General features: G+C 72.6%; 26 protein-coding genes and 1 pseudogene. 18 read left to right on the forward strand and 9 right to left on the reverse strand.

All coding sequences use genetic code 11. The features are described from left to right. Positions 1 to 97 (forward strand): annotated as a pseudogene (locus ABZ887_RS42565) (SDR family NAD(P)-dependent oxidoreductase); the annotation flags it as partial. A gap of 39 nt (positions 98 to 136) precedes the next feature. Here the strand turns inward: ABZ887_RS42565 and ABZ887_RS42570 are convergent. From ABZ887_RS42570 to ABZ887_RS42580, 3 genes are all read right to left on the reverse strand, one after another. Next, entirely contained in the window at positions 137 to 877 is a 741-nt protein-coding gene (locus tag ABZ887_RS42570; RefSeq protein ID WP_361302814.1) for an alpha/beta hydrolase fold domain-containing protein, read from the reverse strand. Continuing rightward, on the reverse strand, positions 867 to 1,586 hold the full coding sequence (locus ABZ887_RS42575; protein ID WP_361302817.1) for an enoyl-CoA hydratase/isomerase family protein: 720 nt from the start codon (positions 1,584 to 1,586) through the stop codon (positions 867 to 869). Before ABZ887_RS42575 ends, ABZ887_RS42570 begins: the two co-directional genes overlap by 11 nt. 101 nt (positions 1,587 to 1,687) lie before the next feature. Then, positions 1,688 to 2,671 (reverse strand): ferredoxin--NADP reductase, encoded by a 984-nt coding sequence (locus tag ABZ887_RS42580; protein ID WP_361302820.1) that lies wholly within the window; start codon positions 2,669 to 2,671, stop codon positions 1,688 to 1,690. Between the two features lie 82 nt (positions 2,672 to 2,753). Here ABZ887_RS42580 and ABZ887_RS42585 point away from each other — a divergent pair, with 82 nt between their 5' ends. Genes ABZ887_RS42585 through ABZ887_RS42615 form a run of 7 tightly spaced genes read left to right on the forward strand, consistent with a single transcriptional unit; the run spans position 2,754 to position 10,951 of the window. After that, positions 2,754 to 4,313 carry an AMP-binding protein gene (locus tag ABZ887_RS42585; protein WP_361302823.1) on the forward strand — a complete coding sequence of 520 codons (1,560 nt, stop codon included), beginning with the start codon at positions 2,754 to 2,756 and terminating at the stop codon, positions 4,311 to 4,313. Positions 4,314 to 4,351: 38 nt separating this feature from the next. Continuing rightward, positions 4,352 to 5,530: an amidohydrolase family protein gene (locus ABZ887_RS42590; protein WP_361302826.1), complete on the forward strand. Its 1,179-nt coding sequence runs from the start codon at positions 4,352 to 4,354 to the stop codon at positions 5,528 to 5,530. Beyond that, on the forward strand, positions 5,527 to 6,969 hold the full coding sequence (locus ABZ887_RS42595) for a FadD3 family acyl-CoA ligase (RefSeq protein WP_361302829.1): 1,443 nt from the start codon (positions 5,527 to 5,529) through the stop codon (positions 6,967 to 6,969). Before ABZ887_RS42590 ends, ABZ887_RS42595 begins: the two co-directional genes overlap by 4 nt. Then, positions 6,966 to 8,543 (forward strand): methylmalonyl-CoA mutase family protein, encoded by a 1,578-nt coding sequence (locus ABZ887_RS42600; protein ID WP_361302832.1) that lies wholly within the window; start codon positions 6,966 to 6,968, stop codon positions 8,541 to 8,543. Before ABZ887_RS42595 ends, ABZ887_RS42600 begins: the two co-directional genes overlap by 4 nt. Next, the gene (locus tag ABZ887_RS42605) at positions 8,543 to 8,944 is read left to right on the forward strand and encodes a cobalamin B12-binding domain-containing protein (RefSeq protein ID WP_361302835.1); all 402 of its coding nucleotides are present in this window, start codon (positions 8,543 to 8,545) and stop codon (positions 8,942 to 8,944) included. The genes ABZ887_RS42600 and ABZ887_RS42605 overlap by 1 nt, the downstream gene beginning before the upstream one ends. A 1-nt stretch (position 8,945) precedes the next feature. Beyond that, positions 8,946 to 9,902 (forward strand): TIGR03564 family F420-dependent LLM class oxidoreductase, encoded by a 957-nt coding sequence (locus tag ABZ887_RS42610; RefSeq protein ID WP_361302838.1) that lies wholly within the window; start codon positions 8,946 to 8,948, stop codon positions 9,900 to 9,902. Next, entirely contained in the window at positions 9,899 to 10,951 is a 1,053-nt protein-coding gene (locus ABZ887_RS42615) for a CoA transferase (protein WP_361302841.1), read from the forward strand. Before ABZ887_RS42610 ends, ABZ887_RS42615 begins: the two co-directional genes overlap by 4 nt. A gap of 129 nt (positions 10,952 to 11,080) precedes the next feature. On the opposite strand, the gene ABZ887_RS42620 is transcribed toward ABZ887_RS42615, so the two are convergent. Beyond that, a complete protein-coding gene (locus ABZ887_RS42620; RefSeq protein ID WP_361302844.1) occupies positions 11,081 to 11,848 on the reverse strand; it encodes an SDR family oxidoreductase in 768 nt (255 codons plus the stop codon). A 47-nt stretch (positions 11,849 to 11,895) separates the two neighbouring features. Here ABZ887_RS42620 and ABZ887_RS42625 point away from each other — a divergent pair, with 47 nt between their 5' ends. The 3 genes from ABZ887_RS42625 (at position 11,896) to ABZ887_RS42635 (ending at position 14,948) form a co-directional block, all read left to right on the forward strand. Further along, a complete protein-coding gene (locus ABZ887_RS42625; RefSeq protein ID WP_361302847.1) occupies positions 11,896 to 12,489 on the forward strand; it encodes a TetR/AcrR family transcriptional regulator in 594 nt (197 codons plus the stop codon). A gap of 72 nt (positions 12,490 to 12,561) precedes the next feature. Continuing rightward, positions 12,562 to 13,887, forward strand: coding sequence for an acyl-CoA dehydrogenase family protein (locus ABZ887_RS42630; protein ID WP_361302850.1), 1,326 nt, complete (start codon positions 12,562 to 12,564; stop codon positions 13,885 to 13,887). Then, positions 13,884 to 14,948: a phosphotransferase family protein gene (locus ABZ887_RS42635; RefSeq protein ID WP_361302853.1), complete on the forward strand. Its 1,065-nt coding sequence runs from the start codon at positions 13,884 to 13,886 to the stop codon at positions 14,946 to 14,948. Before ABZ887_RS42630 ends, ABZ887_RS42635 begins: the two co-directional genes overlap by 4 nt. An 89-nt stretch (positions 14,949 to 15,037) precedes the next feature. Here ABZ887_RS42635 and ABZ887_RS42640 read toward each other — a convergent pair whose 3' ends face one another. Continuing rightward, the gene (locus ABZ887_RS42640) at positions 15,038 to 15,805 is read right to left on the reverse strand and encodes an SDR family oxidoreductase (RefSeq protein ID WP_361302856.1); all 768 of its coding nucleotides are present in this window, start codon (positions 15,803 to 15,805) and stop codon (positions 15,038 to 15,040) included. 54 nt (positions 15,806 to 15,859) lie between these two features. Here ABZ887_RS42640 and ABZ887_RS42645 point away from each other — a divergent pair, with 54 nt between their 5' ends. Next, a complete protein-coding gene (locus tag ABZ887_RS42645; RefSeq protein ID WP_361302859.1) occupies positions 15,860 to 17,290 on the forward strand; it encodes an AMP-binding protein in 1,431 nt (476 codons plus the stop codon). Further along, positions 17,283 to 18,413 carry a thiolase family protein gene (locus ABZ887_RS42650; RefSeq protein WP_361302862.1) on the forward strand — a complete coding sequence of 377 codons (1,131 nt, stop codon included), beginning with the start codon at positions 17,283 to 17,285 and terminating at the stop codon, positions 18,411 to 18,413. The genes ABZ887_RS42645 and ABZ887_RS42650 overlap by 8 nt, the downstream gene beginning before the upstream one ends. A 15-nt stretch (positions 18,414 to 18,428) precedes the next feature. On the opposite strand, the gene ABZ887_RS42655 is transcribed toward ABZ887_RS42650, so the two are convergent. From ABZ887_RS42655 to ABZ887_RS42670, 4 genes are read right to left on the reverse strand one after another with little or no spacing between them, the layout of a single operon-like run. Continuing rightward, entirely contained in the window at positions 18,429 to 19,229 is an 801-nt protein-coding gene (locus ABZ887_RS42655; protein ID WP_361302865.1) for an acyl-CoA thioesterase domain-containing protein, read from the reverse strand. Further along, positions 19,226 to 20,026 (reverse strand): acyl-CoA dehydrogenase family protein, encoded by an 801-nt coding sequence (locus tag ABZ887_RS42660; protein WP_361302868.1) that lies wholly within the window; start codon positions 20,024 to 20,026, stop codon positions 19,226 to 19,228. The genes ABZ887_RS42655 and ABZ887_RS42660 overlap by 4 nt, the downstream gene beginning before the upstream one ends. A gap of 6 nt (positions 20,027 to 20,032) precedes the next feature. Beyond that, complete coding sequence (locus tag ABZ887_RS42665; protein ID WP_361302871.1) at positions 20,033 to 21,127, reverse strand: acyl-CoA dehydrogenase family protein; 1,095 nt, start codon at positions 21,125 to 21,127, stop codon at positions 20,033 to 20,035. Continuing rightward, positions 21,124 to 21,540: a nuclear transport factor 2 family protein gene (locus ABZ887_RS42670; protein WP_361302874.1), complete on the reverse strand. Its 417-nt coding sequence runs from the start codon at positions 21,538 to 21,540 to the stop codon at positions 21,124 to 21,126. Before ABZ887_RS42670 ends, ABZ887_RS42665 begins: the two co-directional genes overlap by 4 nt. Positions 21,541 to 21,706: 166 nt before the next feature. On the opposite strand from ABZ887_RS42670, the gene ABZ887_RS42675 reads away from it, so the two are divergent. Genes ABZ887_RS42675 through ABZ887_RS42695 form a run of 5 tightly spaced genes read left to right on the forward strand, consistent with a single transcriptional unit; the run spans position 21,707 to position 25,969 of the window. Then, a complete protein-coding gene (locus ABZ887_RS42675) occupies positions 21,707 to 23,818 on the forward strand; it encodes an ABC transporter permease (protein ID WP_361302877.1) in 2,112 nt (703 codons plus the stop codon). Further along, entirely contained in the window at positions 23,796 to 24,527 is a 732-nt protein-coding gene (locus tag ABZ887_RS42680) for an ABC transporter ATP-binding protein (protein WP_361302880.1), read from the forward strand. Before ABZ887_RS42675 ends, ABZ887_RS42680 begins: the two co-directional genes overlap by 23 nt. Then, complete coding sequence (locus ABZ887_RS42685) at positions 24,524 to 25,243, forward strand: ABC transporter ATP-binding protein (RefSeq protein ID WP_361302883.1); 720 nt, start codon at positions 24,524 to 24,526, stop codon at positions 25,241 to 25,243. Before ABZ887_RS42680 ends, ABZ887_RS42685 begins: the two co-directional genes overlap by 4 nt. Beyond that, the gene (locus tag ABZ887_RS42690) at positions 25,240 to 25,686 is read left to right on the forward strand and encodes a hypothetical protein (RefSeq protein WP_361302886.1); all 447 of its coding nucleotides are present in this window, start codon (positions 25,240 to 25,242) and stop codon (positions 25,684 to 25,686) included. Before ABZ887_RS42685 ends, ABZ887_RS42690 begins: the two co-directional genes overlap by 4 nt. Beyond that, complete coding sequence (locus tag ABZ887_RS42695; protein WP_361302889.1) at positions 25,661 to 25,969, forward strand: hypothetical protein; 309 nt, start codon at positions 25,661 to 25,663, stop codon at positions 25,967 to 25,969. The genes ABZ887_RS42690 and ABZ887_RS42695 overlap by 26 nt, the downstream gene beginning before the upstream one ends.

Raw genomic sequence — 25,969 nt, forward strand, 5'->3', positions numbered from 1 at the left:
CCGGGTGTACGTCGTCACCGGAGCCACCCGCGGGCTGGGCCACGCGGCCGCGCGCGAGCTGGTCGCGGACGGGGCGAAGGTCGTGGTGACCGGACAACATCCGGGCCACCACTGTCGTCCCGTACGGCGGCGGCGTTCAGCTTCGCTGCGCTGTCGCCAGGCCGGTCGAGCACCAGGTGCGCAGGAACGCCGCCGTCGCCTCCAGCTGCCTGAGCCCCTGCGCGGAGGAGTCCTCGTAGATCCGCATGTCGACCTCGACCCCCGAGTGCGCCGCGCGGGTCGCGAGGGACAGCGTGTCGTCCAGGAGCATCTCCGTGCCCGCCGCGTGCAGCTGGATCGGCGGCAGGCCGTGGAGGTTGCCGTGCAGCGGGCTGAGCAGCGGTTGGCTGCGCGGTGTCGTGCCCGCGTATGCGGCCGCCCGGACGGACAGGGCCTCGGCGTCGAGCGTGCGGTCGGCGGCCGCGTTGAGCAGCAGACTGGACGCGTCCAGCGTGAAGTCCAGCACCGGCGACGAGAGCACCGCGCAGGACGGCGGAGTCGCCCCTTCGTCGCGCAGCCGCAGCAGCAGACCGGCGGCGAGGGCACCGCCCAGCCGCTTGCCGGCCACGGCCGCAGGGCCGGGGCCACGGTCGTGGCAGTGCTGCCAGGCGGCGGACACGTCCTCCAAGGCCTCGGGGAAGTGCAGCCGGTAGCGGGCGCACACGACCGTGCAGCCGGTGTGCCGGGCCAGTTCGCGCGCCGTGGGCACGGCGTCCTGCGGGGTGCCCGCCAGCCGCGGGTCGCCGTGCAGATACAGCACGGTCTGCTCGACGGCCGTGCCCTCGGGCCGCACCTCCGGCCCGTACGGCCCTTCCTCGACGTGGATCTCACCTGCCACGGGACACCACCTTCTCCGCCGCCTGCCAGTGTTCGTCGGACACCCAGAGCCGGGCGAAGGCCGCCGCGGCCTCCCGCGCCGGCCTGACCCGGGTGGTCAGGTTCTTGATCTCGCCGGCCTGCGCGGTGGCGAGCGACCGCGCCACCTCCCGCCAGCCATCGTCGAAGCCGGCCCGGGGCAGCACCAGGTCCACCAGGCCCAGCCGTTCGGCCTCGTCCGCCGCCAGCACGCGCCCTGTCCCCGCCAGCAGCAGTGCCCGGCCCGGCCCGACGAGCCGGGCCAGCCGCTCGGCGCCGCCCCACGCGGGCACGATGGCGAGCTTCGTCTGGTTGAAACCGATGCGGATGTCGTCGGCGGCGACCCGGATGTCGGCGGCGACCGCGACCTCCGCGCCGCCCCCGAAGGCGTGCCCGTTGAGCGCGGCCACCACCGGTCCCGGGAAGGCGGCGATCCGGTCGCACAACGCCCGCATCCGCAGCGCCATCCCGGCCGCCTCCTTCTCGGTGCGAAGCCGCGCCAGCTCCTTCAGATCGCCGCCGGACACGAACGCCCTGTCGCCCGCGCCGGTCAGCACGAGGGCGTTCGACCCCTCGGCCGCGTCCAGGGCCTTGTCCAGTTCGCCCATGGTGGCCGGGTCGATGGCGTTGCGGGCGTGCGGGCGGTCGATGGTGACGACGGCGAGGCCGTCCTCGATCTCCAGGTCAACCATGCGTGGCCTTCCGGTCGAACGGGCGGGTGCCGATGGTCCGGCGGGTGCGGTCGGTCCGGCGGGTGCCGATGGCTCGGCGCGTGCCGAAGTTTCGGCGGGTGTCAGTCCTCGTAGACGACGGTCACCTCGGCGGTCGTGGGTTCGGCCTGGCAGGTGAGCACATAGCCCTCGGCGATCTCGTCAGGTTCCAGGGCGTTGTTCACGCGCATCTTGGCCTCGCCGGCGGTCAGCCGTGCCATACAGGTGGCGCAGTCCCCGGACTCGCAGGAGAAGGGCGGGGTGAATCCGGCTCGGCGCGCGCTCTGCAGCAGGGTCTCGCCCGCGCGCTGCGGCACGGTACGGCGCCGGCCCCGCAGGTCGACGGTGACGGTGCCGGGGACGGGCTGGACTTGTGTCTCGTCGGGCGGGGCGGGCGTGAACCGTTCGACGAAGATCCGCCCGGCGGGCGTCCCCGCCGCGAGCAGCGTGCTCTCGACGAGTGCCATGAAGGGCTCCGGCCCGCAGATGTAGTGGTCCGCTTCGGCATCGGCGAGCGCCCGTATCTTGTCGGCGCCGACCAGCCCGTCCCGGTCGTCGAGGTGATCGTGGAGGCGGAACCGGTCGGGATGGCGTGCGGCGAGGGCATCGAGTGCCGTACGGAAGATGGCCGAACCCGCGCTCTGATGAGCCGTCAGCAGTTTCACTGTGCGTGGTGTGGTTGCCAGTGCGCTTTTGACCAGGGAGAACACCGGCGTGATCCCGCTCCCGCCGGCGTAACCGACCAACGGCCGGCCCGTCGCGTCCCCGCGCAGACAGAAGGAGCCGCCGGGTCGGGTGGCCTCAAGAGTGTCTCCCGGCCGCAGGTGGGTGTGCATCCAGCCGGAGACCAGCCCGCCCGGCACTCGCTTGACCGTCACGCACAACTCGCCGTCGGTGTCGGGCGAGGACGACATCGAGTAACTGCGCAGCGTCCCGCGCACCTTGAAGGTCAGGAACTGCCCCGCCCGGTAGGGGAACGGCGCGTCGAGGGCGAAGGTGCGTGTGTCCGGCGTCTCGTCGACGATCCGGGTGATCCGCACCGGATGGAAGCCGTGATCCCGTGCCATGTATGGAACTTACCTTCTCCCTATGGGAGAGTGCAATTCTCCTACAGGTGCAATGGTGACCGTGATGAGGAGAACTCCTGCCATGACGACGACTTCTCCCGGTGCTCTGCGGCCGTTGCCGCCCGGGCTGTCCGAGCGTTACGAGGCCGAGGGCTGGTGGACCCGCGAGACCCTCGGTGAGCTGCTCACCGTCGGCCTGGCCGCAGCAGGGGACGTGGAGTTCCGCGTGCACTCCGAGGTGCGGCCGTGGGCCGGGACCTTCGCCGACGTGGAGCGGGTGGCGCGGCGGCTCGCCGCCGGGCTGCGGGCGCGCGGGGTCGGCCCCGGCGACGCGGTCGCCATGCAGCTGCCCAACTGGATGGAAGCCGCCGCAGTGTTCTGGGCCTGCGCCTTCCTGGGCGCGGTGGTCGTTCCGGTCGTCCACTTCTACGGGCCCAAGGAGGTCGACTACATCCTCGGCGCGACCCGCCCCAAGGTCTTCTTCGCGGCCGGGCGCTTCGGCCGGTCCGAGTTCCGCCCGGAGCTGTGCAAGGACGTCCCGGTCCTGGGCGTCGTCGGCCGCGACTTCGACGCGCTGCTGGCGGACGAACCCCTGGCCGGCGTACTGTCCGTCGACCCGGACGCCCCCGCGCTCATCGCCTTCACCTCGGGCACCACCCGGGACCCCAAGGGCGTGATCCACAGCCACCGGACGCTGGGCTACGAGACGCGCCAACTGGCCGCGAGCTACCCGCCCGACCGGGGACGGCAGTTCACCGTGGCGCCGGTCGGCCACTTCATCGGCATGATCAACGCCTTCCTCATTCCCGTCCTCGACGGCTCCCCGGTCAACCTCGGGGACGTCTGGAACCCCGCCCAGGCGCTCGCGCTCATGCGGGCCGAGGGGCTCACGGTCGGCGGGGGAGCGACGTACTACATGACGAGCCTGCTCGACCACTCCGACTGCACGCCCGAGCACATCGCACACCTCAGGTACGCCGGTCTGGGCGGTGCTTCCGTCGCCTCCGCCGTGACGACCCGGCTGGAGTCCCTGGGCATCGGCGTCTTCCGCGCCTACGGCTCCACCGAGCACCCGTCCGTGACCTGCACCCCCTACGACGGCCCGGCCGTCAAGCGGCTGCACACCGACGGACTTCCGCTGCCGGGCGTCGAGTTGAGGCTCGCCGAGGACGGCGAGATCCTCACCCGCGGCCCCGACCTCTGCCTCGGCTACACCGACCCCGCGCTGACCGCAGCCGCCTTCGACGCGGACGGCTGGTACCGCACCGGCGACATCGGCGTGCTCGACGCCGACGGATACCTGACCATCACCGACCGCAAGGCCGACGTCATCATCCGCGGCGGCGAGAACATCAGCGCCCTGGAGGTCGAGGACGTCCTGCTCGGCCTGCCCGGGGTGGCCGAGGCCGCCGTGGTCGCCGTCCCGGACCCGCGCCTGGGGGAGCGGGCCGCTGCCGTCCTGCGCATGCGTCCCGGCTGGTCCGCGCCGGTCCTGGCCGAGATGCGGGTGCACTTCCAGCGCGCCGGACTGGCCCGGCAGAAGTGGCCCGAGGAGATCCGCACGGTCGACGACTTCCCGCGTACGCCGAGCGGGAAGGTGAAGAAGTTCGAGCTCCGCCGGAACATTGCCACTACCGCATAGTGAGAATACGATTCTCAAGATTGGTTAAGGAGGATCTCATGCCCTCTCGCGCGCTCGCGTATCCGCTCTTCGACGCGGACAACCACCTCTACGAGACGCAGGAAGCGCTCACGAAGTACCTGCCCAGGGAGTACGACGGGGCCATCGAGTACGTGACCGTCCGGGGCCGCACGAAGATCGCGATCCGTGGGCAGATCAGCGAGTACATCCCCAACCCCACCTTCGACGTGGTCGCCCGCCCGGGGGCCATGGAGGAGTACTTCAAGGTCGGCAACCCGACCGGAAAGACCCGGCGGGAGATATTCGGCGAGCCGATGCGCTCCGTGCCAGCCTTCCGTGAACCGGCCCCGCGCCTGGAGCTCATGGACGAGCTCGGCATCCAGCGCAGCCTGATGTTCCCCACGCTCGCGAGCCTCATCGAGGAGCGCATGAAGGACGACCCGGAGCTGATCCACACGGTCATCCACGCCCTCAACGAATGGCTGCACGACACCTGGTCCTTCACCTACAAGGACCGCATCTTCACGGTGCCCGTCATCACCCTCCCGATCGTCGAGAAGGCGGTCGAGGAGCTGAACTGGGTGGTGGAGCGCGGCGCCCGCGCCATCCTGGTCCGGCCGGCGCCCGTGCCCGGCTTCGGTGCCACGCGCTCGTTCGCGCTGCCGGAGTTCGACCCGTTCTGGAAGCGGGTCGTCGAGACCGGCGTGCTGGTCGCCTTCCACTCCTCGGACAGCGGCTACGCCCGCTACGCCAACGACTGGGAGGGCAGCCAGCGCGAGTTCCTGCCGTTCAGGCCCAACGCGTTCCGCCAGGTCATCGAGTGGCGGCCGATCGAGGACGCGGTCTCGTCCCTGATCTGCCACGGTACGCTCTCCCGCTTCCCGGAGCTGAAGGTCGCCGTCATCGAGAACGGCGCCTCCTGGGTGGAACCGCTGCTCGGCCGACTTGCGGACGTGCACAAGAAGATGCCCCACGAGTTCCACGAGGACCCCGTCGAGGTCTTCAAACGGAACATCCACATCAGCCCGTTCTGGGAGGAGGACATGGCTCGGCTCGGCGACCTCATCGGCATCGAACGCGTCCTGTTCGGCTCCGACTACCCGCACCCGGAGGGCCTGGCCGACCCGGTCACCTACGTCGACCACCTGGCCAGGCTGACCGAGGCCGACAAGGCCAGGGTCATGGGCGGCAACCTGGCCCGGCTGATCGACGCATGACCGCGACGGTGCCGTGGCGCAGCATCCCCGAACTGGTGCGCAGCGCCGCCGACCGGTTCGGGGACGCGGAGGCGGTGGTCGACGGCGACCTGCGGCTCACCTTCACCGACTTCGCCGATCAAGTCCGGCGCACCGCCGGGGCGTTCGCCTCGGTGGGCGTCCGGCCCGGTGACCGGGTCGCGGTGTGGGCGCCGAACTCGGCGGAGTGGGCGATCGCCGCGTTCGGCGCGCTCACCGCGGGAGCCGTGCTGGTCCCGGTGAACACCCGGTTCCGGGACGAGGAGGCCCACGACATCGTCGCCCGCAGCGGCGCCAGGGTGCTGTGCGTCCAGAACGGCTTCCTGGACCGGGAGTTCAACGGACCACCCGGTGTCCCCGTCGTCGACCTGCGGGCGGACGGGTTCCTCGGCTCCGGGGAACCGCTGGAACGCGAGGTCGGCGAGGACGACATCGCGGACATCATCTTCACCTCCGGCACGACCGGCCGCCCCAAAGGCGTCATGACGACGCACGGCCAGACACTGCGCCTGTACGCCGAGTGGTGCGAGCTGGCCCAACTCCGCCAGGGCGATCGCTACTTGATCGTCAACCCGTTCTTCCACATCTTCGGCTACAAGGCGGGCCTGGTCGCCTCCATGATCCGGGGCGCGACCGTACTCCCGGTCGCCGTCTTCGACGTGGAGCACGTCCTGGAGCTGGTGGCGCGGGAGCGGGTCACGATCCTGCCGGGACCGCCGACGCTGTACCATTCCCTCCTCCAGGCGGGCGAGAAGCACGACCTGTCGTCGCTGCGGGTCGCGGTGACCGGCTCCGCCGACATCCCCGTCGAACTGGTCCGCCGCATCACCACCGAACTGCCCTTCACCCACCTCATGACCGGCTACGGCCTCACCGAGGCCGGCACCGTCACCGCGTCCCGGCCCGGCGACCCGTACGAGGCCGTCGCCACCACCGTGGGCCGACCCTGTGAGGGCTTCGAGGTGCGCCTCGCCGAGGACAAGGAGGTCCTCGTACGCGGCTACGCCGTCATGCTCGGCTACCTCGACGACCCCGAGGCCACCGCCGAGACCGTCGACCCCGACGGCTGGCTGCACACCGGCGACCTGGGCGAGACGGACGGCGACGGGCGGCTGAGGATCGTCGGGCGCAAGAAGGACATGTTCATCGTCGGCGGCTTCAACGCCTACCCGGCCGAGATCGAGGGTTTCCTGCTCCGGCACCCGGCCGTTGCCCAGGCCGCCGTCATCGGCGTGCCGGACGCCCGCATGGGCCAGGTCGGCAAGGCGTTCGTGGTGCCCCGCGGCACGGTGACGGAGGCCGAGCTGATCGCCTGGGCCCGGGAGCGGATGGCGGGCTTCAAGGTGCCCCGGCAGGTCGAGTTCCGTACGGAACTGCCACTGAACGCCACCGGAAAGGTGATGAAGGACCAGCTGTCATGACCGACGACCCCCGCACCGCGTCCGGCATCCCCCTCAAGCCGGTCTACGGCCCCGCCGACCTGCGCGCCGAACCCCCGGACCCGGGCACTTTCCCCTTCACCCGTGGCAACTACCCGACCGGCTACCGGGGCCGCACCTGGACCCTGCGCCAGTACTCCGGCTTCGGCACCCCCGAGGAGTCCAACCGCCGCTACCGCTACCTCCTCGACCAGGGCGGCACCGGCCTGTCGGTGGCGCTCGACCTGCCCACCCAGTGCGGCTACGACTCCGACGACCCCGAGTACACGGACGAGGTCGGCCGGGTGGGCGTCGCCCTCGACACCCTCGCCGACGCCGAGATCCTCTTCGACACGATCCCGCTGGACCGGATCAGCACCAGCTTCACCATCAACGGCACGGCGGCCGTCCTGCTCGCCTTCTACGTCGCAGCCGCCGAGAAGCGCGGCATCCCGCGTGCCAAGCTGACCGGCACCATCCAGAACGACATCCTGAAGGAGTACGCCTCGCGCGGCACCTGGATCTGGCCGCCCGAGCCGTCGCTCAGGCTCATCGCCGACACCATCGAGTTCTGCGCCGCCGAGGTGCCCCGCTTCAACGCGATCTCGGTCGCGGGCGCCCACTTCCGGGACGCGGGCGCCAACGCCGTGCAGGAGATGGCGTTCACGCTCGCCGACGGCGTGACGTACTGCGAGACTGTGCTGGAACGCGGCCGCATGACCATCGACGAGTTCGCCCCGCAGATCTCCTTCTTCTTCTACACGCACGGTGACTTCTTCGAGGAGATCGCCAAGTACCGTGCGGGGCGCAGACGGTGGGCGACGATCGTGCGCGAGCGGTTCGGCGCGCGGACCGACAAGGCGTGCATGTTCCGCTTCGGCTGTGTGGCCGGCGGGGCCTCGCTGTACGCGCCGCAGGCCCGCAACAACACCGTGCGCGTCGCCTACGAGGCCCTCGCCTCCGTGCTCGGCGGCGTGCAGTCGATGTTCACCGCCGCCTGGGACGAGCCCTTCGCGCTGCCCAGCGAGGAGTCGGCCACGCTCGCCCTGCGCACCCAGCAGATCCTCGCCCACGAGACGGGGGTGGCCCGGGTGGCCGACCCGCTGGGCGGGTCGTACTTCGTGGAGGCGCTCACCGATGCCACGGAGGAGCGGATCGCCGGGATCATGGCCGATCTGGAGGCGCACGGCGGAATGGTCCGCTGCATCGAGGACGGCTACCTCCAGGGTCTGATCGCGGACGAGGCCTGGCGGTTGCACCAGGAGGTCGATTCCGGACTGCGGCCCGTCGTCGGCGTCAACCGCTTCACCGCCGAGGAGCCCCCGCCCGATCTGGCCACCTACGAACTCGACGGCGAAGGACGGGAACGGCAGCTGAAACGGCTCGCCCAGGTCAAGGCCGAGCGCAGCGCCGCAGAGGTGCGAACCCGTCTCGCCGAGCTGAAGCGCGCCGCGGAAGGAGACACCAACCTCATGGAACCCTTGATCGCCTGCGCCAACGCCTACTGCACGGTCGGCGAGACGGCCGGGGCCCTGCGCGAGGTGTGGGGCGAGTTCCGGCAGCCGGTGGTGTTCTGATGGCCGGGCCGGTGCGGATCCTCGTCGCAAAGCCAGGCCTCGACGGGCACGACCGCGGGGCCAAGCTGGTGGCGCGCGGACTGCGCGACGCCGGGTTCGAGGTGGTGTTCACGGGCATCCGGTGGCGGGTGGCGGACATCGTCGCCACCGCCGTCCAGGAGGACGTCGCCGTGGTCGGCCTGTCGATCCTCTCCGGCGCCCATGTCACGCTGACCCGCCGCACCGTCGGCGGACTGCGCGCGGCGGGCGCGCCCGACATCCCCGTCGTGGTCGGCGGCACGATCCCGGCCGCCGACGTGGCGCTGCTGCGGGAGGCCGGCGCGGCGGCCGTGTTCCCCACCGGCACCCCACTGCCCGCCATCGTCGCGGACATCCGCGCCCTGACCGCCCAGGAGGGCTGACATGCGAGTCGGAGTGATGAGCGGCCCCGAGCGGGGCGACGCGGCGCACAAGGCGGCGCGCATGGCCGACGACGCCCGCTGGGCCGAGGAGGCCGGCTTCGACACCGTGTGGGTGCCACAGGTGCCCACCGACTTCGACGCCCTGACCGCCGTCACCCTGATGGGACAGGCCACCTCGCGTATCGAACTGGGCACGGCGGTCGTCCCGGTGCACGCCCAGCACCCGGTCGCCCTGGCCCGGCAGGCGATCTCGGCCCAGGCGGCGGCCGGGGGACGACTCGCCCTCGGCGTGGGCGCCTCCCACCACTGGATCGTCCGCGACATGCTCGGCATCCCGTACGAGAAGCCCGCCGCGTACACCCGCGCCTACCTCGAAGTCCTCAACGCGGCACTCAGCGGCGCGAGTTCGGTGGACGTCGAGAACGATGTCTTCCGCGTGCACAATCCGCTCACCCTCGCGCCGGTCGCCCCGCTGCCGGTCCTGGTCGCCGCCCTCGGCCCGTTGATGCTGCGGATCGCGGGGGAGTACACCGACGGCACCGTCCTGTGGATGGCGGACGAACGGGCCGTGGCCGAGCACGTCGTGCCGACCCTCACCAAGGCGGCGGAAGCGGCCGGACGGCCCGCCCCGCGCGTCGTCGCGGGCATCCCGGTCTGCCTCTGCGCGCCGCACGAGGTGGACGCGGCCCGGGAGCGCGCCAACCGGATCCTCGGCGAGGCCGAGGTCTCGCCCAACTACCAACGGCTCCTTGAGTACGGCGACGCACACGACGTCGGCGACCTGTGCGCGGCCGGCGACGAGGCGGCCGTCGCGGCCCGCTTCCGGCGCTTCGCCGACGCGGGCGTGACCGACCTGTCCGTCCGCCTGCTGCCCATCGGCAACGGGCGGGACGAACTGGTCGCCTCCAAGCTCCGCACCCGGGACACGGTCGCGGCCCTCGCCGCGGACTTCCGGTGACCGGAGGGCCGGGCCCCCTGGCGGCGCTGCGCGTCCTGGAGGTCGGCCACATCCTCGCCGGACCCTACGCCACCATGCTGCTCGCCGACCTCGGGGCGAGGGTCACGAAGGTGGAGCCGCCCGGCGGCGACCTGTCCCGGCAGGTGTCCGACGCCTACTTCGCCAGCCTCAACCGGGGCAAGCGCTCGGTCCGCCTGGACCTGACCACGCCCGGCGGACAGGACCGGCTGCACGACCTCGTGCGCGACTCGGACGCCCTGCTCGTCAACCTCAAGCCCTCCGCCATCCACCGCTTCGGCCTCACCTACGACGCCCTGAAGGCCTACAACGAACGCCTCGTCTGCGTCGCCCTCACCGGCTGGGGCATGGACGCGGGCGACGAACCCGCCTTCGACTACGTCGTCCAGGCCGCCACCGGCATCGCCGCCCTCACCGGCGACCCGGACGGCCCGCCCCTGCTGCCCGGCTACTCCTCCGCCGACAACTCCGCCGGACTCGCCGCCGCCCTCGGCCTGCTGGCGCTGGTGGTCTCGGGGCGGGGCGGACAGATCGAGGTCTCCCTGCGGGACGTGATGCTCTCCCAGCTCAACTACCACGCCTCGGCCTGGCTCAACGACGAGGTCGCCCCGCGCCGCCTGGGCGGCGCGCACGCCTACTACGTCCCGGCCCAGCTCTTCCCGACCGCCGACGGCCATCTGGCCCTGTTCATCACGCACGACGGCTTCTGGCGCACCTTCGCCGCCGAGGCCGGCATCGAGGGCTTCCCGACGATGACCGAACGCGCGGCACGCCGCGACGAGGTGATCGCCGCGGTGACCAAGGCACTGGCCGCCGACACCGCCGTCGGCTGGGAGGCCCGCCTGCGTCCGCTCCGCGTCCCCGCCGCGGCCGTCCGCACCCTTCCCGAGGCACTGGCCCAGGCACCGGACGCGGTCGTGGACGCGGGCGGCCTCCGGCTGGTCGGCAGTCCGTTCCGGGTCAGCGGCTACGAGCCGTCGTACGGGCCGCCGCCGGGGCTGGGCGAGCATGGCGGCGCCGACAACGCGTAGGCGCTCCGCGGGGAGCGCCGCGACATGCCGTCTGCAGACCGCGGCGCCGTCGTGGTTGCTCGCGCAGTTCCCCGCGCCCCTTCGGGGCGCTGCCGAACCGCAGCTGACTTCGCCCGGCCTGCTCAGCGGTCACGGCATCCCCCCGTCCACCCGCAGCGTCGCCCCGCTGGTGTACGAGGACGCGTCCGACATCAGGTAGAGGGCGGCGCCCACCACCTCGCGCGGGTCCCCGATGCGGCGCAGGGCGTGTCCGCGTACCCCCTCGGCGAGCAGCGCCGGGTCCTGCTGCCAGCCGCGAGTGGCCCATGTGTCGAACGGGCCGCACATCAGCGTGTTGACCCGCACCGCCGGGCCGAGCGCCTGCGCCAGCCCCACGCTCACCGCGTTGAGTCCCGCCTTGGCCGCCGCGTACGGCACGATCGCGGGGCGCGGCCGGACCGAGCCGGTGGAGCTGACATTGACGATCGTGCCGCCCCCGGCCTCGGACATCCGCGCGCCCGCCAGCACGGACAGGCGGAACGGGCCTTTCAGGTTGAGGCCCAGCACCGCGTCGAACATCTTCTCCGTGACGCCGGCCAGATCCTCGTAGACCGGAGACATCCCGGCGTTGTTGACCAGCGCGTCCAACCTGCCGAAGCGTGCGTAGACGGCGTCGACCAGGCCGGGCAGCTCGTCCCAGCGGCCCACGTGGACGGCGTACGGGAGCGCCGCACGCCCCGTCTCCTTCTCGATCTCGGTGCTCACGGCGGTGCAGGCGTCGTACTTCCGGCTGGCGACGACGACATGCGCGCCGCAGCGGGCCGCTCCGAACGCCATGGCCCGCCCCAGTCCCCGGCTGCCGCCGGTCACGAGGACCACGCGGCCGGAGAGGTCGAACAGTTCGTCCGCGTAGCCCACGTCCGCCTCCTGGAGCGTTCTCGATGATGAGAGTAGTGTTCTCCGATATGCAGAATAGCATTCGGGATCGTGACGCCGAGGCGCTGTTGGACGCCGGACTGGCCCTGATGGTGTCGGGTGGTGGGCGGCGGCCCCGGGTGGCCGACATCGTGGCCGCCGCGGGGCTGTCGAACGACGCCTTCTACCGCTCGTTCGAGAGCAAGGACGCCCTGGTCGAGGCCATCGTGGAGCGCGGGGCGCATGCGCTCGTGGGGTATGTCCGGCACCGGATCGCGCGGGCGGCCGGGCGGGGGCCGGAGGCCCGGTTGCGGGCGGGGCTCGAAGCGGTCGTACGGCAGGCGGCCGACGTGACCCTGGCCCGGCAGACCCGGGCCGTCCTGGCCAACGCCACCGGACACGTACCGCGGGCCTCGCATGTCACCGTCGCGCTGGTGGACGCCCTTGCCGCGCTGTTCGCCCAGCCCGCCGCCGAGTTGGGGTCCGGCGACCCGATGCGCTCCGCCCGGACCGCGGCCGGCGCGGTCGTCGCCGCCCTGCAGTACTGGCTGTTCACCGAGGAGGTACCCGGGCGCGCGGAGACCGAGCATCTGGTCGGGTTCCTGCTCGCGGGCGTACGGGCGCCCGATCCCCGCAGGGGGTAAGTCCCGTCGCTGGACGCGAGAATGCCGTTCTGTTAATTTCAGAACGCCATTCTGAAGGAAGGTGGATGCGTCATGTGGGACTTCAGTACCGACGCCGCGTTCCAGGAGAGGCTCGACTGGGCCGCGGTGTTCGTCCGTGAGGAGATCGAGCCGCTCGACGTGCTGTTCCCGGGCAACGCCGAGCCCTACGACCGCGACAGCGAGGTCTTCCGGGAAGTGGTCCGCCCGTTGCAGCGGCAGGTACGCGAGCAGGGGCTGTGGGCCGCTCATCTGCCGCCCTCGCTCGGCGGTATGGGTATGGGGCAGGTGAACCTCGGACTGCTCAACGAGATCCTGGGCCGGTCGAGTTGGGCGCCGATGGTGTTCGGCACCCAGGCCCCCGACTCCGGCAACGCCGAGATCCTGGCCCACTACGCCACCGAGGAACAGCGCAAGGAGTACCTGGAGCCGCTGCTCGACGGGCGGATCGTGTCAACCTTCGCGATGACCGAGCCGACCGGCGGCGCGGACCCCGGCGGCTTCACCTGCCGTGCCGTCCGCGACGGCGAGGAGTGGGTGATCGACGGGGAGAAGTGGTTCGCCTCCAACTATCCCCATGCGGCCTTCGTCATCGCCATGGTGGTGACCGACCCCGACGTGCCCGTGCACAAGGGCGCGTCCATGATCCTGGTCCCGGCCGGCACGCCCGGCATGGAGATGGTGCGCGGCACGGGCATGGCCGGCGAGCCGCTCGGCGAGGGCGTCCACGCCTACCTCCGGTTCACCGACTGCCGGGTGCCGGCCGCGAACCTGCTCGGCGAGCCCGGCTCCGGGTTCCTCATCGCACAGACCCGCCTCGGCGGTGGCCGGCTGCACCACGCGATGCGCTCGGTCGGCCAGTGCAGGCGCGCCCTGGAGATGATGACCGAACGGATCGCCTCCCGGCGCACCCGCGGCGGCCCGCTCTCCGACCAGCAGGCCGTGCGCCACCAACTGGCCGACACCTGGGTGCAGATCGAGCAGTTCCGGCTCCAGGTCCTGCACGCCGCCTGGCAGACGGACCGGGCGGCCGAGACCGGCGACCCGGCCGACGCCCGCCGGGCCCGGCTGCACGTCTCCGGCGTCAAGGTCGCCACGCCCAAGGTCCTCGTCGACGTCGCCTACCGGGCCCTGCACCTGCACGGCGCGCTCGGCGTCTCCAACGAGCTGCCCCTGGCGAAGATGTGGAACTCGGGCCCCACTCTCGGTGTCGCCGACGGCCCCACCGAGGCCCACCAGGACGTCATCGCCCGGCTGTTGCTGAAGGATGCCACCCCGGCGGACGACCAGCTGTTCGGCTCGGCCCATCTGCCCACCCGGCTGGCCGCGGCCCGCGCGAAGTACGCGGACCGCCTGAAGGAAACGGCGGTGACCCGGTGAGCGATCAGGAAACGCACAGCGCCGACGACACACGGGCCGACCTCGGCCGCCTCAACTCCTGGTCCGGCCTCACCGGTCTGCCCGGCGACGGCCCCGCCACCGCACTCGAACCACTCACGGGCGGTGCGCAGAACCTCCTGTTCGTCCTGCGCCGGGCCGACGGCACCGAACTCGTGCTGCGCCGGCCCGGCCGGCACCTGAAGGCCGGCGCCTCCGACGCCTTCCGCCGCGAGAGCCGGGTCCTGGGCGCCCTCGCCTCGACCGACGTGCCGCATCCCCGTCTGTACGCGAGCGTGCAGGACGAAGCGGTGTTCGGCGCGCCCTTCTCCGTCCTGGAGAAGATCGACGGCTTCATGCCCCGGGGTCAGCTGCCCGGCCGGTACGGCGAGGACCCCGAGTGGCGGCGCGCGGTCTCCTTCGCCCTCGTCGAAGGCGCCGCGCTGCTGGCCGCGGTGGACCCCGACGCACACGGCCTGGCCGACCTCGGGCGTCCGGAGGGCTGGCTGGAACGGCAGACCCCCAAGTACCTGGAGGTGCTGCACGGTTACCGTGCCGACCCGGCCTATGCGGAGAGCGAGAACCCGCACGTGGACGCGGTGGCCGACTGGCTGGTCGCGCACGCGCCGAAGCAGGGCGCGACCGGGATCGTCCACGGGGACCTGCAGTTCGCCAACGTCATGTTCGCCCACGACGCCCCGCGCCTGGCCGCCATCGTCGACTGGGAGATGGCCTCCCTGGGGGACCCGTTGCTCGACCTCGCCTGGATCCTCACGGCCTGGCGGGAACCCGGCGACCCGCCCGGCAGCGACCCCCAACTCCGGCCCTGGGACGGCATGCCCTCGCGCGCCGAGCTCGTCGCGTTCTACGCCGAGCGGACCGGCCGGGACGTGTCCGCGTTCCGGTGGTACCAGGTGCTGGCCTGTTTCCGGCTGGCCGCGCTGCTGGAGGGCAGCCATGCGCGTGCGCTTGCGGGGAAGCTGAACCGGAGGATGGGTGAGGCGTTCCACGCCTACGCGGGGTGGTTGTGGGTGAAGGCTCGCCAGGAGATGGCGGGTGACTGATGTCGTTCGGCCGCGGCGCCGTCGTGGTTGGTCGCGCCCACGCGGCGGTAGCCGCACATCGATACAGCCCCGCGCCCCTTTGGGGCGCTTCACTTCGGAGGGAACCGCAATGCCCCGTCCAGGCGGACCACTTCGCCGTTGAGGTAGGTGTTCTCGCACAGGTGCTGGACCAGGGCCGCGAACTCCTCCGGGCGGCCCATCCGGCGCGGGTGGGGCACCTGCGGGCCCCAGTACGCCTCCAGTTGGTCGGCGGCCTTGCCGTACGCGGGGGTGAGGACCGTGCCGGGTGCGATCGACACCACCCGGATGCCCAGCGGTGACAGATCACGGGCGGCCACCAGGGTCATCGCGCTCACCCCGCCCTTCGCGGCGGCGTACGGCAGCTGGCCGATCTGGCCCTCGTACGCGGCGATGGACGACGTCGTCACGATCACACCGCGCTCGCCGTCCTCCCCGGCGGGCGCGGTGCGGGCGATGGCCGCGGCGGCCAGGCGCATGACGTTGAACACCCCGGTCAGATAGACGTCGACCGTGCTGCGGAACCCCGCGAGATCCAGCGGCGCCCCGTCCCGGCCGACGAGCCGTCCGCCGTGCGCGGGACCGCCGTGACAGTCCACCGCCGTGCGGAACTCGCCTTCCTGCGAGGCGACTTCGACCGCCGACGCCATCGACTCCTCGTCGGTGGCGTCCGCGCGCACGTACCGCACCCCCAGCTCCTCCTGGAGGGCCTTGCCCTTGTCGTCGGCCAGGTCGGCGACCACGACCCGCGCGCCCGCCGCGCGCAGTCGTCGTACCGTCGCCTCGCCCAGTCCGCCCGTGCCGCCGACCACCAGGGCCGAGGAACCCTCGATGAGCATCGCCGTTCCCCTCTCTTGCGAGTAAGGCTCTGAGTGTATGAGAATGCCATTCTCATGAACATAGCCGTGATCCTGGAAATGGCCGCCTCCGCGGGAGACCGGCCGGCCGTCACCGAGGGCGGCCGTTCGCTCTCCGCCGCCGAACTCCAGCGCCTCGCGCGTCATGCGGCCGACCGCTTCCGAGACCGCCCCGCGGTCCTGTACCTCGGCGTGAACCACCTCGCCCACCCCGTCGCCCTGTTCGGCGCGGCCCTGGCCGGCGTCCCCTTCATCCCCCTCAACTACCGCCTCGGAGGGGAGCAGTTGGCTGCCTTGCTGGAGCGGCACCCGGGCGCGGTCGTTCTACGCCCCGACGACCTCGACGCCCTCCTCGCCCCCTCCGGGGAAGCCGAGTGGCGGCCGACCCCCGACGACCGGGACGCCACCGCCGTCACCCTCTACACCAGCGGCACCACCTCCGCCCCCAAGGCGGCACTGCTCCGCCACCGCCACCTGCTCGCCTACGTCTTCAACACCCAGGACTTCGGCTCGGCCGAGGCCGACGACGCGACCCTGGTGGCCCTCCCGCCGTACCACGTCGCCGGGTTGATGAACCTGCTGACGAACCTCTACGCGGGCCGCCGCATTGTCTACCAGGCCTCCTTCGAGGCCGCGGACTGGCTGGCGACGGTACGGAGCGAGCGCGTCACCCACGCCATGCTGGTGCCGACCATGCTCGCCCGCATCACCGCCGAGCTCGGCGAGCACCAGGCCGCCACGCCCACCCTGCGCAGCCTCGCCTACGGCGGTGCGCGCACCCCGCGCCCGGTGGTGGAGCGGGCGCTGCGGCAGTTCCCGGAGACCGGCTTCGTCAACGCGTACGGACTGACCGAGACCGCGTCCTCCATCTGCGTCCTCGGCCCCGACGACCACTGGCAGGCCCTGGTCTCCGAGGACCCGGCCGTACGAGCCCGGCTCGGCTCCGTCGGCCGCCCGCTGCCCGGGATCGAGGTCGAGGTCCGGGACGAGGACGGCAAGGCGCTCGAACCGGGGGCGACCGGACTTGTCTTCGTGCGCGGCGAGCAGATCTCCGGGGAGTATGCCGGCGCCCGCGCGCTGGACGACCGCGGCTGGTTCGCCACCCGCGACCGGGGCCGGCTCGACGAGGCGGGCTACCTGTTCGTCGAGGGGCGCGCCGACGACACGATCATCCGCGGCGGCGAGAACATCGCTCCCGCCGAGATCGAGGACGTACTCCTCCAGTACCCCGGGGTGCGGGAGGCCGCCGTGCTCGGGGTCGCCGACCCGGAGTGGGGACAGCGGCTGGTGGCCGTCCTGGTCGGCTCCGGGGACCCGGAGGACATCAGAGCCTTCGCCCGCCGGCACCTGCGCTCCTCGAAGACGCCCGACCTCGTCGTCTTCCGCCCCGAACTGCCCCGCACCGCCACCGGCAAGCTCCTGCGCCGGACCCTCGTCGCCGAACTGGAGGAGACCGCCGATGCCTGAGGCCGTCATCGTCACCGCTCTGCGCACCCCGATCGGCACCGCGTTCAAAGGCACCCTGCGCAGCACCACCGCCTACGACCTGGCCGACCGCATCGTCTCGGCGACCGCGGAGGGACTCGACCCCGCGCTCGTCGACGACGTGGTGCTCGCCGAGTCCCACTACGGTGGCGGGGTCGTCGCCCGGCACGCGGCCCTCACCGCCGGACTGCCCCGGGTCCCCGGCCTCGCCCTGAACCGGCACTGCGCCGCCGGACTCGCCGCCGTACAGACCGCCGCGGCCTCGATCCGGGCCGGCATGGACCGCCTCGTCGTCGCCGGTGGTGTCAACTCCACCTCCACCGCACCCACGTTGTCCTTCCAGGACGCCGAACGCTGGGTGCCGCCCACGCATCCCGACCGCCTCGACGCGCCCAACCTCGACATGTCGATCACGGTGGGCTGGAACACGGCCGTGCAGGAGGGCATCGGGCGCGAGGAGATGGACGCGTGGGCGCTGCGCTCGCACCGCAACGCCGTACGCGCCCAGGACGAGGGCCGGTTCAAGAGCGAGCTCGTGGCCGTCGAGACACCCTACGGCTCCTTCGAGGCCGACGAGCACCCGCGCCGGAACACGAGCGCGGAGCGGCTGGCCGCGCTCAAACCGCTCCACCCCGAGATCGAGGGGTTCTCGATCACCGCCGGGAACGCCTGCGGCGCGAACGACGCGGCCGCGGCCGTCGTGGTCGCCGACGAGGCGCTCGGGTTGCCCGTGCTGGCCCGGGTGCGCTCCTGGGCCTCGGTCGCCCTGGACCCGGCCGAGACCGGGCTGACCCCCGTGCTCGCCATCCCCAAGGCGCTGGAGCGGGCCGGGATGTCGGTCCCCGACGTGGACCTCTTCGAGATCAACGAGGCCTTCGCCGTCGTACCGGTCGCCGTGATCCGCCGCCTCGGCCTCGACCCGGACGCGGTGAACGTCAACGGCAGCGGCTGCTCGCTCGGCCACCCCGTGGCCGCCACCGGGGCACGCATGGTCGTCACCCTCGTCCACGAACTGCGCCGCCGGGGCGGGGGAGTGGGGGTGGCCGCGATGTGCGCGGGCGGCGGCATGGGTTCTGCCCTGGTCCTGGAGGTGCCCGCGCCCTGACCGGCCGGCGGCGGCCTAGCCGCCGAACCTCAGCAGCGCCTCCTGCGCGTAGGAGGCGAGCAGTGTCCCGTCCTCGGCGAGGACGTCGCCGCGCCCGAAGCACCGCCCGTGTGCGGCCAGCGGGCTGTGCTGGCGCAGCAGCAGCCACCCCCCGGTGCTGAACGGGCGGTGGAACCAGACGGTGTGCGTGGTCACGGCAGAGGTGAACGCCCGTCCCGCGTCCGCCTGGGTGAGGCCTTCCAGGGGGCGCAGCGCGGTGCCGATCGGGGTGAGGTCGGTGGCGTAGGCGAGCAGCGCCGGGCCCAGATCCGGCGGCGCGGCCGGGACGCGCGTCCACAACTCGTAGACGGGCGGCTCGGACTTCGCGGTGTCGAGGTCGGTGGCCGACCGCGACTCCCAGGGCAGCAGCCCGAGTTCGGCGATGCGCTCCGGGCCGGGCAGCGCCGGCACGGAGGCCACCGTCTGCCGGTCCGGCCCCTCCTCCCACACATGCAGACTCGCGCTCGCCACCGCGACGACTCCGTGCCCCTGGCGGGCGGTGAGCCTCACGGTCGCGAAGGTACGGCCGTGCTGCGGTACGTCGGCCTCGTAGCGCACCGGTTCCCCGGTGCGGCCCTCGCGCAGGAACTGCGTGTGCAGCGACTTCAGGGCCTTGCCGGGTGCGGCGAGACAGGCGGCGCGCGCGAACTGGGCGAGGAACTGGCCGCCGAACAGCCGCTGGTACTGCAGCTCCTGCGAGCGGCCTTCGTAGGCCTCGGTACCTCGGGCGGTGAGGTCGAGGCAGCCCAGGAGGTCCTGCCAGAGATCCGTGGTCACGTGCTTCCTCGCAGGTCGACGAGGCGGCGCGTCCGGCGCTCACGCAGCAGCAACGCGCCTGCCTCCCGGGTCAGTTCACGGGTAGAGCCGAGCAGTCCGTCGAGGACGAGAGCCCGTCTGACGTGCCGGTGCAGTGCGTGTTCGGCGGTGAAGCCGATGCCGCCGAGGGCCTGTTGGCAGTGGCGGGCGGTGGTGAGCGCGGCCCGCCCGGCGGCGGCCTTGGCGAGCAGTGAGCCGGTGTCGCCCTCGGCGGCGGCCAGGGTCGCCTCGGCTCCCTCCAGCGCCACGTAGGCCTCGGCGAGCCGGTGTCGCAGGGCTTGGAAGGAGGCGAGGGGGCGCCCGAACTGCTGCCGGTCCACGACGTGTTGACGTGCGAGTGCCAGCATCGCGCGACCGGTGCCGAGCAGCCACCAGCCCAGCGCCCGCCGCCCGGCGGCCAGCGGGACGGCCTCGCCCGGTTCCACCCGGCGCAGCGGCAGCCCCGGATCGAGACCATTCGCCACCGGGGAGCCGACCCGCGCCCACTCCACCCACCGTCCGCCCGCGTACGGCAGCGGCAGCGTCCCTCCGACGGGCCGCCCGGCCGCGCGCAGCACGACGTCGTTGAGGACGGCGGCCTGCGTCCCGGTCTCCCCGAGCAGCCGGAAGACCAGCGGGACGGCGGTGTCCGGCTCCTCGGCGAGCATCTGCGGCCAGCCGAGGTCGGCGAGCGCGGAGTCGAGCCCGGCGCCGGGCTCGCTCGTCGTCATGGTCTTGCGCAGGGCCTCTTCCAGAAGTTCGCGTTCGGCGGTGTCCACTGCGTGTCACTCCCTTCCGAGGCCGAGCAGGCGGCGGGCGACGATGTTGCGCTGGATCTCCGCGGTGCCGCCGTAGATGGTGGCGGCCCGCGAGTACAGGTAACCGGTGCGCCACGTGGCCTCCTCGGCCAGCTCGACCGCGCCCGGCAGGAGGTCGCGCGCGGTGTCGAACAGCCGCTGCTCGGCGGTGGCCAGGAGAATCTTGTCGACCGACGTCTCCGGGCCGAGCCGTCCGCCCGCCGCCAGTCTCCGCTGGGTCGCGGCCGACCGGCAGCGCACGGTGTGCAGGTCGAGCCAGACGGCGCCGAGGGCGTCGGTGTCCGGCTCGCAGTCGTCGGCGAGGAGCCGGTCCAGGGTGCCGTAGAGGTGGGCGACGCGGTGCCAGAAGCAGGTGGACCGTTCGTGCGGCAGGAGGTCCATGGCCAGACGCCAGCCGTCGCCGGGGGCGCCCAGCATGCGGTGCGCCGGTACCCGCACGTCGTCGAGGAAGACCTCGGCGAACTCGTCGACTCCGTGCATGGTGCGCAGCGGCCGTACGGTGATGCCCGGGCTGTCCATGTCGACGAGGAAGGCGCTGATGCCGGCGTGGCCCGGCCCCCCGGTGCGGGCCAGCAGGACACAGCGGGCCGCGTACTGGGCGAGGCTCGTCCACACCTTCTGGCCGGACACGACCCAGACGTCACCGTCGGGCACCGCCCGCGTGGACAGCGAGGCCAGGTCACTGCCCGAGCCTGGCTCCGAGAAGCCCTGGCACCACTGCTCCCGGCCCGACAGCAGCCGCGGCACCAGCTCGGCGGCGAGCGCGGGCGACGCGTAGTCGACGACGGTCGGTACCAGCACCTCGACCATCGACCAGATCCCGGGTTCCGCCAGCGCCCGCGAGGCGACCTCCTCGCCGAGCACCGCGCGCAGGGTGCCGCTGCCGCCGAGCCCGCCGACCGCGCGCGGCCAGCCGTGTCGCATCCAGTCCGCCGCCCACAACGCCGCACGCACCCGAGTCAGTTGGGCGACCTGGGCGTCCAGGGAGTCGTCGGGCGGGGGTGTCAGGTCGTTGTCGTCCAGCCAGGCGCGCAGACGCTGCCGGAACTCGTCGGTCCTCATGACCGGGTACGGTCGAAGGCGTGCGGGCGGCCGGAGTCGTGGTCTCCGCTGCGGCGGATGAAGGTCATCGCCCGGGTGCGCAGCCGCCAGCCGTCCGGGGTGCGGGCGTAGGTGTCGTCGTAGTAGCCGATGCGCATCCGGTGTTCGGAGTGTTCCACGAAGCAGAGCGGCTGGGTGCCGGTGGCGGTGTCGCCGGCCAGCTCGACCTCCGGTGCGCCGACCAGGAAGAGGCCCTTGGGGGCGGCGGCGGCCAGCGCGGGGAACTCGTCCAGCGGGTAGGTGTCGCCGAACGCGCTGTAGCTGCCGTCCGGGGTGAAGACGCCCAGCACCCGGTCCACGTCCCCACGGGTCATGGCGACCGCGTACCGGGCGAGCAGCTGCTGGATCTCGATCAGGTCGTCGGTGGCGCTCAAGGGGCCTCCAAGGTCACTCGGTGAGAGCGCAGTGAGAATATGATTCTCGAAATCGAGTATCACGCTTCCATGCGGACCCGGCGCCGTCAACGCCGGTGCCGTGTGAAGCAACCTCCCCTTGTGCGAATGGTTGATTCTCTATAAGCGAGAAGCTAGTTTCCAATCCATGGATCAGTTCCTGGCCTTCACGGTGGTCGGCCTGAGCACCGCCGCCATCTACGCCGTGATCGGTAGCGGTCTGGTGCTCACCCACACCACGGCCGGGGTCTTCAACTTCGCCCACGGCGCGGCCGGAATGCTCGCGGCCTTCGCCTACTGGCAGCTCGCCGTCGGGTGGGCCTGGCCGGTACCGGTCGCCCTGGCCGTCGTGCTCCTCGTCCTCGCGCCCGCCTTCGGACTGTTCGTCGAACGGGTCCTGATGCGCCCCGTGCAGGCTCTGGGCGAGGCCGAACGGCTCGTCATGACGGTCGCCCTGCTCGCCGGCTGCATCGCGCTCGCCCGCTGGGTCTGGGATCCCAACACACCCCGTCCACTCACCCCGTTCTTCGCCGGTGAGCGGGCCGTCCGCCTGGGCCCGGCCGTCGTCACCTGGCACCAGGCGATCACGATGGCGACCGCGCTCGCCATCGCCGTCGGCCTGTGGTTCCTGCTCCACCGCACGCGGGCCGGCACCGAGATGCGCGCCAGCGTCGACGACCGTGCCCTCGCCGGGCTGACCGGTGCCGACCCGCTGCGCGCCGGCCGGCTGGCCTGGGTGCTCGGCATCCAGCTCGCCGCCGTCGGCGGCATCCTCATCGCCCCCACCGTCGCGCTCGACGCGCAGCAGCTCTCCCTGCTCATCGTCAGCGCCTACACCGCCGCCGTCTTCGGGCGGCTGCGCAGCCTGCCCCTCACCTTCCTCGGCGCGGTCGTCGTCGGCCTGCTGGAGGCCTACCTCGCCGGCTACCTGCCGCAGAACGACTACCTGCCCGGCCTGCGCCTGGCCGCCCCCGCCCTGCTCCTCTTCCTGGCCCTGCTCGCCTTCCCGCACCACCGGCTGCGCCGCCGCGACCGTACGGTGGTCCGCGTTCCGCTGCCGGGCAGGCGCGGCAGCCTGGCCTTCGCGGGCTGCGTCCTCGCGCTCGCGCTGCTTCTGGTCAGCGTCCTGACCGAGGACCAGGTCATCTCCTACGGCACGCTGTTCTCGCTCGGTGTGATCGCCCTGTCCTACGTGCCGCTGGCCGGATACGCGGGGCAGGTCTCCCTCTGCCAGCTCTCCGTCGCCGGGATCGGCGCGGTGGTCTGGGGGCACCTCGGCGCGCACGGCGAACTGTGGGCGCTGCCGGTCGCCGTGCTGGTCGCCGCGGCCGTCGGCGCCCTGGTCGCACTGCCCGCACTGCGCCTGTCGGGTATCTACCTGGCGCTCGGCACCGTCGCCTTCGCCACCGTCCTCGACCGGTGGATCTTCACCCTGCCGGCCTTCGACCTGCTGGGCGTGCACATCGCCCTGTTCGACCAGGGCTCGGTCGACGTGACCGGCCCCGACCTGTTCGGCCTGCACCTCACCTCACCGGCCGAACTGCTCCTCCTCGCCGCCGTCTGCCTGGCCGTCACCTCGGTCGGGGTGGCCGCCCTGCGGCGAGGCCGGCACGGCCGCCGACTGATCGCCCTGCGTGACAGCGAGGCCGCCTACGCCACCCTCGGGGGCCGCCTGCTGGTGGCCAAGGTCGCGGTCTTCGCCCTCTCCGCGGGCATCGCGGGACTGGGCGGTGCGCTCTACGGCATGCAGCTCCAGACCGTCACCGCCGACCGGTTCAACCTCGTCGCCGGACTGCCCGTCTTCCTGATCGCGGTCGTCGGCGGCCTGGGGTCGGTCGGCACGGGCTTGTTCACGGGACTCGCGTACGTCGTACCCACGCAACTGCTGGACGGGCTCGGTCCCTGGGCGCAGAACCTGTCGGCCCTTCTCATCGCCCTCGCGGGCATGGGGTTCGCGCACAGCCCGGGCGGTGTGATCGCACGGCTGCGGGCCGACTGGGCGCCGCTCGGCCGCGACCGGCTGCTGCTGCCCGCACTCCTCGGCGTGGTCGCGGTGTGCTGGGCGTCGGCCGCCCTCGTCCCGGACGGTGGTCCGCCGTCCCTGGCCGTCGCCCTGCTGGCGGCCGTGACACTGCGCGGCCGTGCCGCCGCACGCGAGGCCACTCCCGTCGGGATCCCGCCGGAGTGGTGGGGCGTACGACGCCCATGGCGGCCGGAGGACGGGGAGGTGCTGAGCCGTGCCACCGCTGCTGCAAGCTGAACCGCTGCTGCAAGCCGAGGGGATCACCGTCGCGTTCGGGGGCAGGCGGGCCCTGGACCGGGTGTCGCTGGCCGCCGAGGCGGGCCGGGTCACCGGCCTGATCGGCCCCAACGGGGCCGGGAAGAGCACACTGTTCGACACCGTCTCCGGGCTCCGCCGCCCGCAGACCGGCCGGGTGCGGCTGGACGGCCGTGACATCACCGGCGAGGGCCCCGCCCGCCGAGCACGGCGTGGCCTGTCCCGGACCTTCCAGCACCTCGAACTCTTCGGCCGGCTCTCCGTGCGCGACAACCTCCTCGTGGCCGCGGAACTCGGGCCCCGACGCGGCCACGCGGCCCGTACGGCGGACGAGGTCATGGAACGCCTCGGCCTGACCGACACGGCCCAGGCCCCGGCGGACGCCCTGCCCACCGGCATCGCCCGCCTCGTCGAGGTCGGCCGCGCCCTCGTCCAGAGCCCCCGCCTGCTGCTCCTCGACGAACCCGCGGCCGGGCAGGACGCCGAGGAGACCGAACGCTTCGCCGACCTGCTGCGCTCCCTGGCGGCCGAGGGCATGGCGGTCGTCCTGGTCGAACACGACATGAGCCTGGTCATGGCCGTCTGCGACGACGTGTACGTCCTCGACCTCGGTCGGGTCGTGGCGTGCGGCCCGCCGGCCGAGATCCAGCAGAACGAGACCGTCCTCGCGGCCTACCTGGGGGAGCCATGACCGTGCACGCCGGCCCGCTGCTGGAACTCCGTGGCGTCCGCGCCGCCTACCACGGCATCACCGTGCTGCACGGGGTGGATCTGACGGTCGCCGCGGGCCAGGTGGTGGCACTCCTGGGACCCAACGGCGCGGGCAAGACGACGGTCCTGAAGGTCGCCGCCGGACTGCATCCGCCCGGCGCCGGGCACCTGCTGATGGGCGGCCGGGACGTCACCGGGATCCGCCCGGGCCGCCTGGCCCGCGCCGGGGTCTGCCTGATCCCGGAGGGCCGCGGCGTCTTTCCCAACCTCTCCGTCCGCGACAACCTGCTGATGATGACCTTCTGCGGCCGCGGCCGGGAGGAGATCGAGGAGACCGCGTACGGCCGCTTCCCCGTCCTCGCCGCCCGGCGCACCCAGCAGGCGGGCACCCTCTCCGGCGGCGAGCAGCAGATGCTGGCGCTCGCCCGCGGCCTGGCCACCGACCCCGCCGTACTGCTCCTCGACGAACTCTCCATGGGGCTCGCCCCGTTGGTCGTCGCCGAACTGTACGAACTCGTCGCCGGGATCGCCCGGCAGGGCGTCGCGGTGCTGGTCGTCGAGCAGTTCGCCGCCGCCGTACTGAAGATCGCCGACCACGCGGCCGTCCTCGTCCGCGGCCGGATCCAGTGGCAGGGGCACCCCGACAGCTCCCTGCAGGCCGAACTGTCCTCCTACTACCTGGGGAGCCCCACATGACGTCGACCCCCGTACCGGCCTCGCGGGCGGACCGGTTCGTCCGTGAACTCGCCGAACTGAAGATCCCCGACCCCGCGGCGGCCCGCGCCGGCCTCTGGCTCCGCCTCGGCGGACTGCTCATGACCGCGGGCCTCGTGCTCGGAGCCCTCGCCTTCCCCCTCGCCCACGCCACGGACAACGCGCTCGCGCAGGGCGACGCGCTCGCCCTCGGCCTCGGCGGGATCACGGCCGCCGTGGTGGGCGCCGCGCTCTTCCTCCGCTACTCGCTCACCGGCTTCCTGCGCTTCTGGCTCGTCCGGCAGTCCTACGACCTGGACCGGCTGGGGGAGCGCCTCGGCGATCCCGCCGTCGCCGCGAAGACGACCGACCCACCCGCACGAGAAGTCGACTCACCCGCACCAGAAGGAGAACCACGCAATGGCGCTGCCAGCTCGCCCAGGTGACCAGCTCGCCTCCGCCACCTCCACCACCCGGGTGATCGTCATCCGGGCCCCGGCGAGTGCGGAGGGCCCGATCGAGTGCGGCGGCCTGCCGATGGTCGCGGCCCGGGACGCCCCCGCCGCACCGGCCGACGAAGAGCCGTCCGGCACGCTCATCGGAAAGCGCTACGTCGACGCCACCGACACCCTCGAACTCCTCTGCACCGCCTCCGGCGCAGGCCAACTCACCTACGGCGGACAGCCGTTGCACATCAAGGCGCCCAAGGCACTGCCCGCATCGGACTGA

It is taken from the genome of Streptomyces sp. NPDC047061 (assembly GCF_040643955.1).
Classification (GTDB): Bacteria; Actinomycetota; Actinomycetes; order Streptomycetales; family Streptomycetaceae; genus Streptomyces.